At 65.8% G+C, this 12,895-nt stretch carries 12 protein-coding genes and 1 pseudogene; 2 read left to right on the top strand and 11 right to left on the bottom strand.

Going from position 1 to position 12,895, the window contains the following annotated elements:
- Positions 1-163 precede the first annotated feature (163 nt).
- Both ACFZAI_RS01855 and ACFZAI_RS01850 read left to right on the top strand, forming a co-directional pair.
- A complete protein-coding gene (locus tag ACFZAI_RS01855) occupies positions 164-1,114 on the top strand; it encodes a LysR substrate-binding domain-containing protein (RefSeq protein ID WP_391565319.1) in 951 nt (316 codons plus the stop codon).
- Positions 1,115-1,156: 42 nt separating this feature from the next.
- On the top strand, positions 1,157-1,864 hold the full coding sequence (locus ACFZAI_RS01850) for a FadR/GntR family transcriptional regulator (protein WP_391565318.1): 708 nt from the start codon (positions 1,157-1,159) through the stop codon (positions 1,862-1,864).
- A gap of 49 nt (positions 1,865-1,913) precedes the next feature.
- Here the strand turns inward: ACFZAI_RS01850 and otnK are convergent, their stop codons facing one another.
- The 11 genes and pseudogenes from otnK to ACFZAI_RS01795 all read right to left on the bottom strand — a co-directional run bounded on the left by otnK (position 1,914) and on the right by ACFZAI_RS01795 (position 12,804).
- Positions 1,914-3,167: a 3-oxo-tetronate kinase gene (gene otnK, locus ACFZAI_RS01845; RefSeq protein WP_391565317.1), complete on the bottom strand. Its 1,254-nt coding sequence runs from the start codon at positions 3,165-3,167 to the stop codon at positions 1,914-1,916.
- Positions 3,164-4,099, bottom strand: a pseudogene (ltnD, locus tag ACFZAI_RS01840) (L-threonate dehydrogenase); the annotation flags it as partial. The pseudogene ltnD and the gene otnK, both read right to left, overlap by 4 nt.
- A gap of 16 nt (positions 4,100-4,115) precedes the next feature.
- Positions 4,116-5,090: a D-erythronate dehydrogenase gene (denD, locus tag ACFZAI_RS01835; protein ID WP_391565316.1), complete on the bottom strand. Its 975-nt coding sequence runs from the start codon at positions 5,088-5,090 to the stop codon at positions 4,116-4,118.
- Between the two features lie 10 nt (positions 5,091-5,100).
- Positions 5,101-5,886, bottom strand: a complete 786-nt coding sequence (gene otnI, locus ACFZAI_RS01830) for a 2-oxo-tetronate isomerase (RefSeq protein WP_391565315.1) — start codon at positions 5,884-5,886, stop codon at positions 5,101-5,103.
- A 26-nt stretch (positions 5,887-5,912) separates the two neighbouring features.
- Complete coding sequence (locus tag ACFZAI_RS01825) at positions 5,913-7,244, bottom strand: MFS transporter (RefSeq protein ID WP_391565314.1); 1,332 nt, start codon at positions 7,242-7,244, stop codon at positions 5,913-5,915.
- 106 nt (positions 7,245-7,350) lie between these two features.
- The gene (locus tag ACFZAI_RS01820) at positions 7,351-7,989 is read right to left on the bottom strand and encodes an aldolase (protein ID WP_391565313.1); all 639 of its coding nucleotides are present in this window, start codon (positions 7,987-7,989) and stop codon (positions 7,351-7,353) included.
- A gap of 186 nt (positions 7,990-8,175) precedes the next feature.
- Positions 8,176-8,625, bottom strand: coding sequence for a hypothetical protein (locus tag ACFZAI_RS01815; protein WP_391565312.1), 450 nt, complete (start codon positions 8,623-8,625; stop codon positions 8,176-8,178).
- Between the two features lie 99 nt (positions 8,626-8,724).
- Positions 8,725-9,648 (bottom strand): glycerophosphodiester phosphodiesterase, encoded by a 924-nt coding sequence (locus ACFZAI_RS01810; RefSeq protein WP_391565311.1) that lies wholly within the window; start codon positions 9,646-9,648, stop codon positions 8,725-8,727.
- Complete coding sequence (locus tag ACFZAI_RS01805) at positions 9,638-11,242, bottom strand: hypothetical protein (protein WP_391565310.1); 1,605 nt, start codon at positions 11,240-11,242, stop codon at positions 9,638-9,640. Before ACFZAI_RS01805 ends, ACFZAI_RS01810 begins: the two co-directional genes overlap by 11 nt.
- Position 11,243: 1 nt before the next feature.
- Positions 11,244-12,260, bottom strand: a complete 1,017-nt coding sequence (locus ACFZAI_RS01800) for a hypothetical protein (RefSeq protein ID WP_391565309.1) — start codon at positions 12,258-12,260, stop codon at positions 11,244-11,246.
- 82 nt (positions 12,261-12,342) lie between these two features.
- Entirely contained in the window at positions 12,343-12,804 is a 462-nt protein-coding gene (locus ACFZAI_RS01795; RefSeq protein WP_391565308.1) for a hypothetical protein, read from the bottom strand.
- Positions 12,805-12,895 lie beyond the last annotated feature (91 nt).

Raw genomic sequence — 12,895 nt, 5'->3', positions numbered from 1 at the left:
TGACTGGATGAATATACGGATGGCGGACGATAAGGAAAAGACAGTATTTTTGTTCCAGTGAAACCTTTTCCTTATATCCCCTGCCGTTCGCCAAGCCGTCATCCGCCCACCCGGCCCCATCGCCGGCAGCGAATACCGGCGAACCCTTTTTGAGACCTCGCTCATGAACCTGCGCCAGTTGCGCGCCTTTGTGCTGATTGCCGAACACCGCAGCATTCGCGCGGCGGCGCGCGCCCTGTTCGTCACCCAGCCCGCCGCCACGCGCAGCCTGCGCGAGCTGGAGCAAAGCGTGGGCGCGGAACTCGTGCGACGCAGCGCGCGCGGAGTCGAACTCACCACGTACGGCGAAGCGCTGTACAAACGCGCCGTCATCATCCTGCAAGAGACGCGGCGCGCGCAGGAAGAGATCGGCCAGATGCTCGACGGCGAAGGCGGCACCTTGAATCTGGCCATCAGTTCATCGGCGCTGACCGCGCTGCCCGCCGCGCTGATGGCGTTTCGCGCGCGCATGCCGCGCGTGGCCGTGTCGTTCAACGAAGTGGCGCCGCCCTATAGCCACGAGCAACTGGAATCGGGCCGCTACGACCTGCTTGTGCAAACCGAGTACGACGGCGACATCGAAGACGGCTTCGCGCGCCGCACCCTGTTCACGTTGCCGATGGCGATTGGCGCGCGCGCCGGCCACCCCTTGCGCCATGCGCGCAGCCTGGCCGACCTGCACGGCGCGCTGTGGCTGCTGCCGGGCAATATTCAAGCGCCGTCGAACCTGCTGCGCCTGGCGTTCGACGCGCATGGTTTGCCGCCGCCGCGCGACATCATCCCGTGCCAGTCCATCGCCATCGCGTTGGCCATCATGGCCGAAAGCGATGCGCTGGGCATCTTTGTGCGCGCCTTGTTCGACCATCAACTGATGCCCCGGCCCTTGCGCATGATGCCGCTCACGCACGAGCTGCCCGCCGCCCGCGTATCGATTCTGACGCGGGCCGATTCCCCTCCCACGCCCGCGGCGCAATGTTTCATCGACTGCCTGATGGCGGCGCGTTCCAGTCCGGCGGGCAAGCGTCCAAAGGCGGCCAGCAGACCGGTTATCATTGGCGCCGGGCCACGCCAATGACGTCGCAACCGGCCTGTCGCCCACACTCTGCGGTTCTCATCCATGGCGTTTCCACGACTTCCCTCCCCGCCCACCTTGACCGATACGGTCGCCAAGCGCCTGCTCGCCGAAATTGACGAAGGCCGCGTGCTGCCCGGCGAAAAGCTGCCCACCGAGGCCGCGCTGGCGGAACAGTTCGGCGTGAGCCGCACCGTCATCCGCGAAGCCGTGTCGCGGCTGCGGCAGGATGGCATCGTTGAAGCACGGCAAGGCAGCGGCGTCTATGTCACCGGCTTGACGGGCAACCGTGCGCTGCGCATCGACGCCGCCGACCTGAGTTCGCTTGACGCCGTGCTGCACATCGTGGACCTGCGCCGCGCGCTGGAAACCGAAATCGCCGCCCAGGCCGCCGCCATGCGCAAGAAGCGCGACATGGCCGAGATCGACGCGGCGCTCGCTGCGATTTCACAAGCGGTGGCCGATGGCGGCGACGGCGTGAAGGAAGACGTGGCGTTTCATCGCAGCATCGCGCGCGCGACGGGCAACCCGTATTTTCTGACGACGCTGGCGTTTGTCAGCCAGTTCCTTGAAGCCGCCACACGCGTGACGCGCGGCAACGAAGCGCGCCACGCGGACCTGATGCGCGACGTGCTGCAAGAGCACAACGCCATCGTCGAAGCCATCCGCCGCCAGGATGTGGAAGGCGCCCGCGAAGCCGCCCGCATCCACATGGTGAATGCGGCCAAGCGGCTGCGCCAGGCGCATCGTTAGCCTGACACCCGCGACAACGCTGGCCGCATCGGCAAGCATTGCCGCGTCGTCAGCGAAACGCCTTGATGAAGAAGTCCTGCGTGCCGAAGTTGCCCGACTTCAGCGCGATGCTGACGTCCGCGTTCGCCACCGGCGTGTAGCCCGCGCACCACGGCACGCCGGGGTCGATCTGTTCGCCAATGGCGATCTGCTCCAAGCCCAGCGCCTGCACCACCGCGCCCGACGTTTCGCCGCCCGCCACGATCAGCTGGCGCACGCCGCGTTCGACCAGGCCCACCGCAATGCGGGCAATGGCCGCTTCGATCATCGCGCCCGCACGCTCCACGCCCAACTGCGCTTGTGCGGCCTTGACCTGATCAGGCTGCGCGGTGGAATAGACCAGCACAGGGCCGTCCTGCATGCGCGGTTCAGCCCAGGCCAATACTTCCGCCACGACGTCGTCGCCCGACGCCAAGCGCATCGGGTCCAGCGCGTAGGCCGGCCGGCCGCTCGCGATGAATGCGGCGACTTGCCCGTTGGTGGCGGTGGAGCAACTGCCCGCCACCACGGCCTGCAAGCCCGCTGAACGGGTTTGCGCCGCGGCCTGCGCGGCGGTCAGCCCCCAGTTGCCCGGCAGCCCGATCGCCACGCCCGAACCCGCGGTCACCAACGGCATGCCGCGCAGCGCCGGTCCCAAGGTCAGCAGATCGTTGTTCGACACGGCATCCACGATGGCGATCTCGACGCCGTCGTCCTTCAACGCTTGAATGCGCGCGCGGATCGCGTCGGCGCCCGCGGCCACCACGGTGTAATCGATCAGCCCAACCTTGCGTCTTGTCTGCGCAGACAAGACGCGCACCAGGTTCGGGTCCGTCATCGGCGTCAGCGGATGATGCTGCATGCCCGATTCGTTCAACAGCACATCGCCCGCGAACAGATAGCCTTTGAACACCGTGCGCTTGTTGTCGGGGAAGGCGGGCGTGGCGATGGTGAAGTCCGTGCCCAGGCGCGTCATCAGCGCATCGGTCACGGGCCCGATATTGCCCTGCGCCGTGCTGTCGAACGTGGAGCAATACTTGAAGTAGATTTGTTCTGCGCCCTGCTGTTGCAGCCATTCCAACGCAGCCAGTGACTGCGCCACGGCCTCGTCGGCGGGCAACGTGCGCGTCTTCAGCGCGACGACCACGGCGTCGGCGTCATCGCGCAGCGGCGCGCCGGGAATGCCGATGGTCTGCACCGTGCGCATGCCCGCGCGCACCAGGTTGTTGGCCAAGTCGGTGGCGCCGGTGAAGTCGTCGGCAATACAGCCCAGTTTGATGCTCATTTTTCCTCCGGCAGCGTGATGCCCGGAAATATCTTGATGACGGCGCTATCGTCTTCGCGGCCATGCCCGGCGGTGGACGCCTGCATGAACATCTGATGTGCCGTGGACGCCAGCGGAAGCGGAAATTTGGTGTGCCGCGCGGTGTCCAGCACCAGCCCCAGGTCCTTCACGAAGATGTCCACAGCGGACAGCGGCGTGTAGTCGCCCGCCAGCACGTGCGCCATGCGGTTTTCGAACATCCAGCTATTGCCCGCGCTGTGCGTAATGACTTCGTACAAGGCGTTGGCGTCCACGCCTTCGCGCAGGCCCAGCGCCATGGCTTCGGCGGCGGCCGCAATGTGCACCCCGGCCAGCAGCTGGTTGATGATCTTGACCTTGCTGCCCGCGCCCGCGCGGTCGCCCAAACGGTAGACCTTGCCCGCCATGGATTCCAGCACCGCGCCGCAGGCGTCGTACGCCGCCGCGCTGCCGGCCGTCATCATCGTCATCTGGCCCGACGCCGCCTTGGCCGCGCCGCCCGAAATCGGCGCATCCAGATACAGGATGCCCTGCTCGGCCAGGCGCGCTTCCAGCGCGATGGACCAGTTGGGGTCTACGGTAGAGCACATCACAAACACCGCGCCAGAGCGCAAGGCCGCGGCAATGCCGCCCTCGCCGTACAACACGGCTTCGGTCTGCTGCGCGTTGACGACCACGCTGATGATGATGTCGCACGCGGCGCCAAGCTCGGCCAGCGTGGCGCAGGCCACACCGCCCTGCGTGGCGAAGGCGGCGGCCGCTTCGGCGCGGATGTCGTAGACGTGCACGTCGTGGCCCGCGCGCCGCAGGCTTTGCGCGATGCCCGCGCCCATGGCGCCCAGGCCGATGACGCCAACGCGGCGTGAAGAAGATTGCGAAGAGTTCATGTGGGGTTCGTCCGGGTAGATGGTCGGTGCGCGAACGGTGCGCTTAGCGCGTCAGGTCGTCGGCCATGTAGGCGCGGATGATGTCGGCAAAGTCCTTGTCGCCCGCCAGGCCAAGCCGCGCCGCGCGCGTGGTGTCCCAGCGGCCCGGCCAACTGCCGACGATGCGTTCGACGCGCTCGTCGCGTTGCCACGTAATGCGGTCGGCCACGGCGTCGCCCGCCACCTCGCGCAGCGCCTGCTCCATCTCGGCAACCGAAACGGAGACGCCGGGCAAGTTGATCGGCGCGCGGTCCGCGACCGCGTCTGCCGGCAATTCGCAACCGGCAATCAAGGCCTGGATCGCGCCGCGCGGCGACAGCAGCCACAAGCGCGTATCGGCGCCCACGGGGCACACGGCGGGTTCGCCGTTCAAGGGTTCGCGAATGATGCCGCTGGCAAACGATGAGGCCGCGGCGTTGGGCCGGCCCGGCCGCACGCTGATGGTGGGCAGGCGCAGCACGCGGCCATCCACAAAGCCGCGCCGCGTGTAGTCGGCCAGCAGCAATTCGGCAATGGCCTTTTGCGTGCCGTAAGACGACTGCGGATTCAGCGCGGTGTCGTCCTGCACGATGTTCGGCAAGGCGCCGCCGTACACCGCCACCGAGCTGGTGAAGATGACGCGCGGCTGGTGGCCCAGCGCCCGGCACGTTTCCAGCAAGGCGCGCGAGGCATCCAGGTTGATGCGCATGCCCAGATCAAAATCCGCCTCGGCTTGCCCGCTGACAATGGCCGCCAGATGGAAGATGGCGCGCGTGTTCTTGTCGATGGCTTGGCGCAGCACGGCGGGGTCTGCGATATCGCCCACTAGCGAGTGCACGCGCGGGTCGGTGAAGGCATCCGTCTTGACCACATCCAGCAGATCGATCTGCGTGATGGGTTGCGGCCCCCGGGCGTCCAGCGTCAGCGAGCCTTGCTCCAGCAGTTTGCGAGCCAGCCGCTGGCCCAGGAATCCGGCGCCGCCGGTGATCAGAATCTTCATGATGGAGTGCTCACTGATTGTGGAGATAAGGACGGGCCCAGCCCAGGCCCGCAGAGGTGCCCGCGCGCGGCCGGTATTCGCAGCCGATCCAGCCCGTGTAGCCCAGCGCGTCGATGCGCTCGAAAAGATAGGGGTAGTGCAGCTCGCCCAGGTCGGGCTCGTGCCGGTCTGGCACGCCTGCGATCTGGATGTGGCCGATGCCTGCGATGTCGCGCTGCAACTTCACGGCGATGTCGCCTTCGACGATCTGGCAGTGATAGCAGTCGAACTGCACCTTCAGATTGCCGGCGCCGACCTCGGCGCAGATGGCTTGCGCGTCGTCTTGGCGGTTCAGGAAGAAGCCGGGAATGTCACGCGTGTTGATGGGTTCGATCACGATGGTGATGCCGGCGGATGCCGCCGCGCTGGCGGCGCGCGCCAGGTTCTTCACGTACACCTCGCGATGCGCCGCGCGGTTCTGGTCCGCGCGGATCAGGCCCGCCATGACGTGCAGGCTGCGGTTGCCCAGCTGCGCGGCGTATTCCAGCGCTTGATCCAGCCCGCGCTGGAACTCGGCCTCGCGGCCGGGTAACGACGCAATGCCACGTTCGCCAGCCGCCCAATCGCCCGGCGGCGCGTTGAAGAGCGCTTGCGTCAGGCCGTTGTCTTGCAAGCGCGCCTTCAGGTCGGCCGCCGCAAACTCGTACGGAAACAAAAACTCCACGCCTTGGAACCCGTCGCTGGCGGCCGCCTTGAAGCGGTCCAGAAAGGGGTGTTCGGCGTACATCATGGTGAGGTTGGCGGCCAGGCGCGGCATGGGCATTCCTTATCGAATCAAGCGGATCAGCGGTTAACGAGTTTGGCCGGCGTGAACCAGACCGCGATGGCGCCTACGACCAGCACGGCGGCCAGCACATACATGCCGGACGCGGTAGAGCTGGTGACGTCTTTCAGGTAGCCGATCATGTAGGGGCTGGCGAAGCCGGCCAGGTTGCCCACCGAGTTGACGATGGCGATGCCTGCGGCAGCGGCGGTGCCGGACAGGAAGGCGGTGGGCAAGGACCAGAACAACGGCGCGCACGTCAGCACGCCGGCCGCGGCCATCGACAGGCAGATCAGCGAAATCACGGTGTTGTCGGCAAAGGACGCCGCCGCCGTGAAACCCACTGCGCCCGCCAGCGCCGGCACGATCAGGTGCCAGCGGCGTTCACGGCGCTTGTCGGCCGAGTGGCCCAGCAGGTTCATCACGACGATGGCGCACAGGAACGGAATGGCGCTGAGCAGGCCGATGTTGAACGCGCCCGTCACACCCGTGGACTTGATCAGCGTGGGCATCCAGAACGTCAGGCCGTACTGGCCGGCGACGAAAGCAAAGTAGATCAGGCACATCCACCACACGCGCGAGTCCGCAAACACGGCGCGCAACGAGTGCTTTTGCGTGCCGGTCTGCTTCTGGTCTTGCTCGATCTCGCGGGTCAGGATCTGCTTTTCATCCGCGGTAAGCCACTTGGCGCTGGAGATGCCGTTATCCAGATACATGACGGTGACGATGCCGATGACCAGTGCGGGAATGGCTTCAATCAGGAACATCCACTGCCAGCCTTGCAAGCCGTGCGCGCCGTGAAACGCTTCCATGATCCAGCCCGACAGCGGATTGCCGAAGATGCCGGCCACCGGAATGGCCGACATGAACAGCGCAATGATCTTCGCGCGGCGATGCGCCGGATACCAGTAGGTCAGGTACAGGATGACGCCGGGGTAGAAGCCCGCTTCGGCCAGACCTAACAGGAAGCGCAAGATGTAGAAGCCGGTGGGCGTCTCAACGAACATGAACATGCCCGACAAGATGCCCCACGTGATCATGATGCGCGCAATCCAGATACGCGCGCCCAGCCGGTGCATCAACAGGTTGCTGGGCACTTCAAAGAGGAAGTAGCCGATGAAGAACACGCCCGCGCCCAGGCCGAAGACCGTTTCGCTGAAGCCCAGGTCTTGCGACATTTGCAGCTTGGCGAAACCGACGTTGACGCGGTCCAGATAGGCGATCACATAGCAGAGCATCAAGAACGGCACGAGCCGCCAGAACACCTTGGCATAGGCGCGGGCGGTCTCGCGGGATTCAGGCTGTGAGGCCGCAGCGGGTGCGGCGTTCGACGCCAAGTCCATCGGGGGCATGAAAAGTCTCCAGGGATGCGCCGTGCGGGTCCGCGAGCGGTGTCGTGTCGGCCTGCCGGCTTTGTACGGAAGTGGGGAGTAATGCGAGAGGGTCAGTACAGCGAAATCAGTACCGCGCGCCGAAGGTCACGCGCAGGTCTTCGATGGCAACGGCGGACAGCGGCGCGGGGCGCGGGTTGGACATCAGCCACAAGCGCGCGGTCTCTTCCAGTTCTTCCAACGCATACGAGGCATGGGCGACCGAACGTTCCCATACCACCGGCCCCAGCCGCTCGAACAACGCGCCGCGCACCTGGCTTGCCACCGCGGCCACTTCAGCCGCCGCTTGCGCATCGCCGGGCCGGCGATAGCCGATCAGCGGAATACGGCCCACCTTCATCACCTGATACGGCGTGATGGGCGGCAGCACTTCGTCGGGCCGCCACACACCCGCCAGCGTCAGCGCGACCAGATGCGTGGAATGCGTATGAATGATGCCGCGCGATTCGGGGCTGGCGCGGTAGATGCCTTGATGCAGCACGAGCGTCTTGGACGGCTTGGCGCCCGACACCCAGTTGCCGTCCAGATCCACCTTGGCCAACTGCGCCGGATCAAGCCGGCCCAGGCAGGCGTCGGTGGGGGTGATCAGCCAGCCGTCGTCCAGGCGGGCGCTGATATTGCCGGCCGCGCCGACGGTATAGCCACGGTTGTAAAGGCTGGCGCCGACAGTGCAGATTTCTTCGCGGACGCGGGTTTCGGCCTGCATGATGAGATGTCTCTTGAGTAAAAGTTATCGGGTCATCATACAAATTTTGGCGTGGCGAGCCATACCGGGTAAACCCTGAACAGGCATAAAAAAGGCCCGGACTATTGTCCGGGCCATCAGCCAGATATGCGCCCGCGATGCAGCCGCCTTGCACACCCGTGCAAAGGATGGCCGGGGCGGCGGCGCTTAAATCGAGTAGTGGTACTCGCAGGTCAGCGTGGCCTTGAGCGGGCTGTTGGTTTGCGCGCCCGCCGCCGAGCGCGGGCGAGGCGCCGTCAGCTTGGCCTGGAACTTGCCGGCCACTGCGCCATCGGCCTGCTTGTCCACCGACACGCTGGACGGCAGCGCGTACAACGTCAGCGCGACGCCCTCGGCGGGCACCAGCAGCGTGAACACCGATTGCGGGAAATCCGACACGACATAGCCATTGGCATTCTTGTCTGAAGTGAACGCCAGATTCGCGTCGAAATAACGCAGCGTGACGTCCAGGTCTTCCGACGACGGCGACGGGATGACGCCTTTGAGCGCGACGTTGCCGCTATCCGAAACGCAAGACAGTTCGGCCGGCGCGGAGCCCGCGTGGGCGACTCCCGCCAGCAGCATGCAGGACAGGAACCAGGTGGCGCGTGCGGTCATGGGCGTTTCCTTGCGAGTGGGTAGCGGGAAGAAGGCGCCCAGTTTATGCGGAAACGGCGGCCGCGCACGAAGCTCGGGTTCGGCGACGTTCAGCCGCGTTCAGCCGCCCATGGCCCGGCAAAACGTCTGCGCGTCGCCATCGATGATCACGCCCGACGGCAGATAGCCTTCGCGCTGCTTCGTGGCCCGCAGTTGCTGCGCCAAGGCCGCATCCCCGCCCACGGCATAGACGAACACGCGCACCGATTGCGCCGCCGCGTCGCGCAGCAGTTGCGGGTTGGCGGCCAGCGTCATCGCGTCCACATGCACGCCCACGGGCGCGCCCACATTGGCCGCCAGGTTGGCCAGCCATTGCCGTGTGAGCTTGGGCGCCGTGGCGCGCTGCGCCACGTACTTGCCCAGCGGGTTGGCGCTGACCGACTCCGCATGGCGCGGATCAAAGACGATCAGCCCCAGATAGCCCTGACGATCGGTGCCGCGCACGCAGCGCAGCGCTTCCGGAAAGGCCGACGTGATCATCCAGTTGCCATGCGGCAACGCCTGCTTCATGCCCGCCACCAGCTGCCCCACCGGCGCGCAGTCGCGATAGACGACCTTGAGTTCCGCATTGAACGTCTTGGCGGGCTGCGCCGCCGCCACGCGCAACGCGTCGTCCAGGAAGGGCGGCGGTGAACCTCCGCCCTGCCCCAACAGCTTGGCCCCGCGCCAATCGGCGCTGCTCAGTTGCAGCACGGCCTTGCGCCCGACGCCGCCCACCGTGCGGCCCGTGAGCATGTCGTGATGCAGCACCCAGCGGCCGTCTTTCAGCCGTTGCATGTCGATCTCGACACCATCCCAGCCGCCCGCATACGCCGCACTGATCGACGCCAGCGAATTCTCCGGCAGCGTGGGCGCGCCACGGTGCGCGTGCACCTGCATGCCCAGGCAGGCCGCGCTTGCGCCCGACCACGGCAGCGCAACGGCAAGCACCGCCGCGATCACGCGTTTAGCTCGCACCGCCGCAACCAAGCGCTTAGCTCGCATCGCCGTGATATCCATACTTGATGCCGCCCAGCACGCGCATGCGCACCGCTTCGTTGAACGGGTACGTGTAGGCCTGGCCCACCACCACCACATGCGCCACGTTGGCCAGCACGCGGCGGCGCAGCGCCTGGACGATCGATTCATCCTCGCGGCCGGATTCCACCCGCGACATCTGCTGAAAGAGTTCGCTTTTTGTCACCCCGTTCTGCATGAACGAGAACGCCGTCCACACGCAGACCAGCGTCAGCACCAGCGCCAGCCCGGCCGCGCGCGTGGCGGTGCGGCCCGGCTCCTGGCCGGCGGGCGTACGCCACCACACCAACAGTTTTGCGATCAGGTACAGCAGCTTGGCAAAGTGGCCCACCGCGCCCAACAGCGAGAACAACAGCGCCACCGGCGGCACGATGGCCGCGCGCGCCGCGTCTTCGCCCAGCTTGTAGTGTTGGCCGCCGCGGGCGAAGTCCACATTGCTGGCCGAGAATCGCGGCAGCGCTTCGTCCACCGCGCGGTCCAGCATGCTGTCATACAGGCGCTTGAAGCTGGCGGCATCCGTGTAGTTCGACGAAACAGGCATGTTGGCCGGCACCATCAAGGTTTGGCGCAACAGTTTCTGCACGCCAGGGCGCGCCACAAAATCTTCGTACGACAAACCTGGCGGGATGGCGTCGCCTTCCACATGCACGGTGCGGCTGCGCATCGTCTTCCAATACTGCTGCGCAACCGCGGCATTGAAGGTGGCGCGGTCATGCGGCTGCCAGTCGCCCGGCACAGGGATGCGCTTGCGCACGTCTTGCACCACGCGGCCTTGATAGCGGGCAGGCACGTTCTCCGGCGTCCAGCCGCGGCGCGACAGGTTGCGGCGGTAATCGCTCCAGGCGCTGTCCTGCTCGCGCGCCAGACCAATGTCAGACGCCACCGGCACACCCGCGTATTTCTTCCAGCGGTCAGCCACCGACTGCATCACGCTGGTGTAGACCTGGTGATAGCCCCGAATGCCCGGCGCCGTCATGCGGACTTCGCGGTCATCGAACGTGAAGGTCTTCATCTGGCGTTGCAGATCGGTGCGGATGACCTGACGCTTCTTGGGCTCGACCTTCTCGTCCAGGTTCTCGATGTTGGACAGCAGCACCTGGAACACCGCCAGGAACGCCTTGCCCTCGGGCCGCGCATAGACCTCGTCGTCGACCAGCCCGTCCAGATGCAGATCGCCCTGCACCAGCGAGCGTTGCAGCAAGCCGGAATTCGTGGCGATGCGGCGGAAGTCGCCATCACGCGTATCGACCAGCACATTCACAATCAGCTTGATGGCGCTGAACACCAGCAGCGCGGTCACGGCGCAAGCGATGGCGATCTTCAGGTATGACGGCCGGCCGCCCGTGCGCAAGCGCCGGGTCAGCATCAGTTGCAGCACCACCAAGGCGGCCGCGATGCCGGACAGCGTGCGGCCGAAGAATTCGAGTTCTTCGATGTCGTGCGGCGTGGCGCGGCTGCCCACCACGTCCAGCAAGCGGGCGTTGAATCCCAATTCAAAGCTGAGGTAAATCACCGTCAGCACGATCAGGAAAAGAATCTGGCGAATCTGGGCTTGGCGCACGTCAATCCCTCAGATCAAGGCGCGTCGAGGTGATTTCCTCGTCAGGCAGATCCAGCTTGGCCGGCGTGCGCGATGCGCTGGCGCTGCGGGAAGGTGCAGCACCGGTGGCGGCGGCGGCAGGCGCATCGCCGCCTGGCACGCGTTGTGGTGGCGGCGGGATGACCCGGCCTGCGGATTGGGTGCCGGTCTGCATCGGCGCAGGCGCATCAGGCGTGGCCGAACGCGACGGCGCGGCAGAGGGCGTTGACGTGCCCGGCTTGCCAGGCTTTCCCGATTTACCTGATCGGCCCGATTTCGCGGCGGGCGCAGCGGGTGGCGGATACACCCCATACAGGCGCAGCGAATCCATGTACCCCGGCGGATACAAGGATTCGTCGGCAAAGGGCTTGGCGCGCGGGTTCATGCCCGCCACGGTCTTGACGTCGCCCCGGCGCATGCGGCCGTCCTGCGTATAGACGAAGCGTTCGATGACAGAACCCTTCGGAAAGTCGAACGTCAACGCGCTGCGGTCGTCCTGCACCAGCACGGCGGGCCGGTCGCGGCAATTGCCCAAGTCCCACGACAATACGTCGGACCCTTCAATCGCCAGCACGGTGTAGCGGTAGTCGCAGTTGCGGCGTTGCGTTTCAATGACGACAACGGTGCGCGGCCCCACGTTCTCGGTGCGCGCAATGCGGGCCGAGTCCACGTTGTTCAAGGGCACCACGCGCTGGTTGCCCGACAGCTTGACCGAAAAGTTCTTGCCTTCGCGGCGCAGCGTGCCCAGCCCCCCGTCCTGCAAGGGGAACTGGCCGATCTCGGTGCCGAACAAGGCGGCGGTATCCACGCCATAGACCAGCCCGCCCCGCGAATTGGTCTTGACCGCGCAGGCGCTCAACGTCCCCAGCAACAGCAGCAGGGTCGCAAGACGCAGGAGCAGAGAACGGGAAAAGAACGGCGCAGATAAAGGCGAACGGGATAAGGGCAGGCGCATCGACATCATCGTGGTGGCGGGAAATCCGGCGGTGGCAAGGCGCAATTTCCGTCAAAGCCCTGCAATGTATCGCAAAGTTACAGCGCAGGACCAGGCTTGTTTCAATTCCGCCTTGCCGGTTTGGCGCTTACTGCGCGGCCGCTTGCTTGAGTTCCAGCGCGTCCTTCACCAGCTCGCCGGCGCTGTGACGAATGACCGACACGCAACGCGCCACGATAGCGCGCAGCAGCGCTCCTGCGGGCAAGGTGTCGGGCGCGGCCACAAAGCTTTCCACCGATGCCGACACGCGGCCTGCCTTGCCGTCGCGATCTTGTTGCAGGCTCAGCTTGACGGCCTTGCAGCGGTTGTTCACCGCGTTGATGACTTCCAGCAATTGAACGCGGGTCAGGCCCAGTTCGCCCGCGTCGACAAAGCTCGGGTAGACCAGGCGCAGGAATTCCGGGTCCGACTCGCTCAGGCTGAAGAACATCGTGCCCAGGTCGGGGTAGCGAAACACCACGTCGCCGTCATCATCAGCGCGGGCGACCAGGCCCAGTTCTTCTTGCACCACGGTCTGGTACAGGGCGGCTAGCGGGGTGGGGTTGGACATGTTTGGACTCTCCGTATGGGTGGTTGGCGGCGGGAAAATCCGCGCCCTTGTCCCCTGCTACGCGCCAGCCGCGAAAAGGTTCGAAAAATTT

Origin of the sequence: Achromobacter sp. NPDC008082 (assembly GCF_042957345.1) — a bacterium.
In the GTDB taxonomy this organism is placed as follows: Bacteria; Pseudomonadota; Gammaproteobacteria; order Burkholderiales; family Burkholderiaceae_B; genus Achromobacter; species Achromobacter kerstersii_A.
The sequence above is the reverse complement of the archived record's forward strand: the minus strand, read 5'-3'. Positions and strand labels throughout refer to the sequence as shown.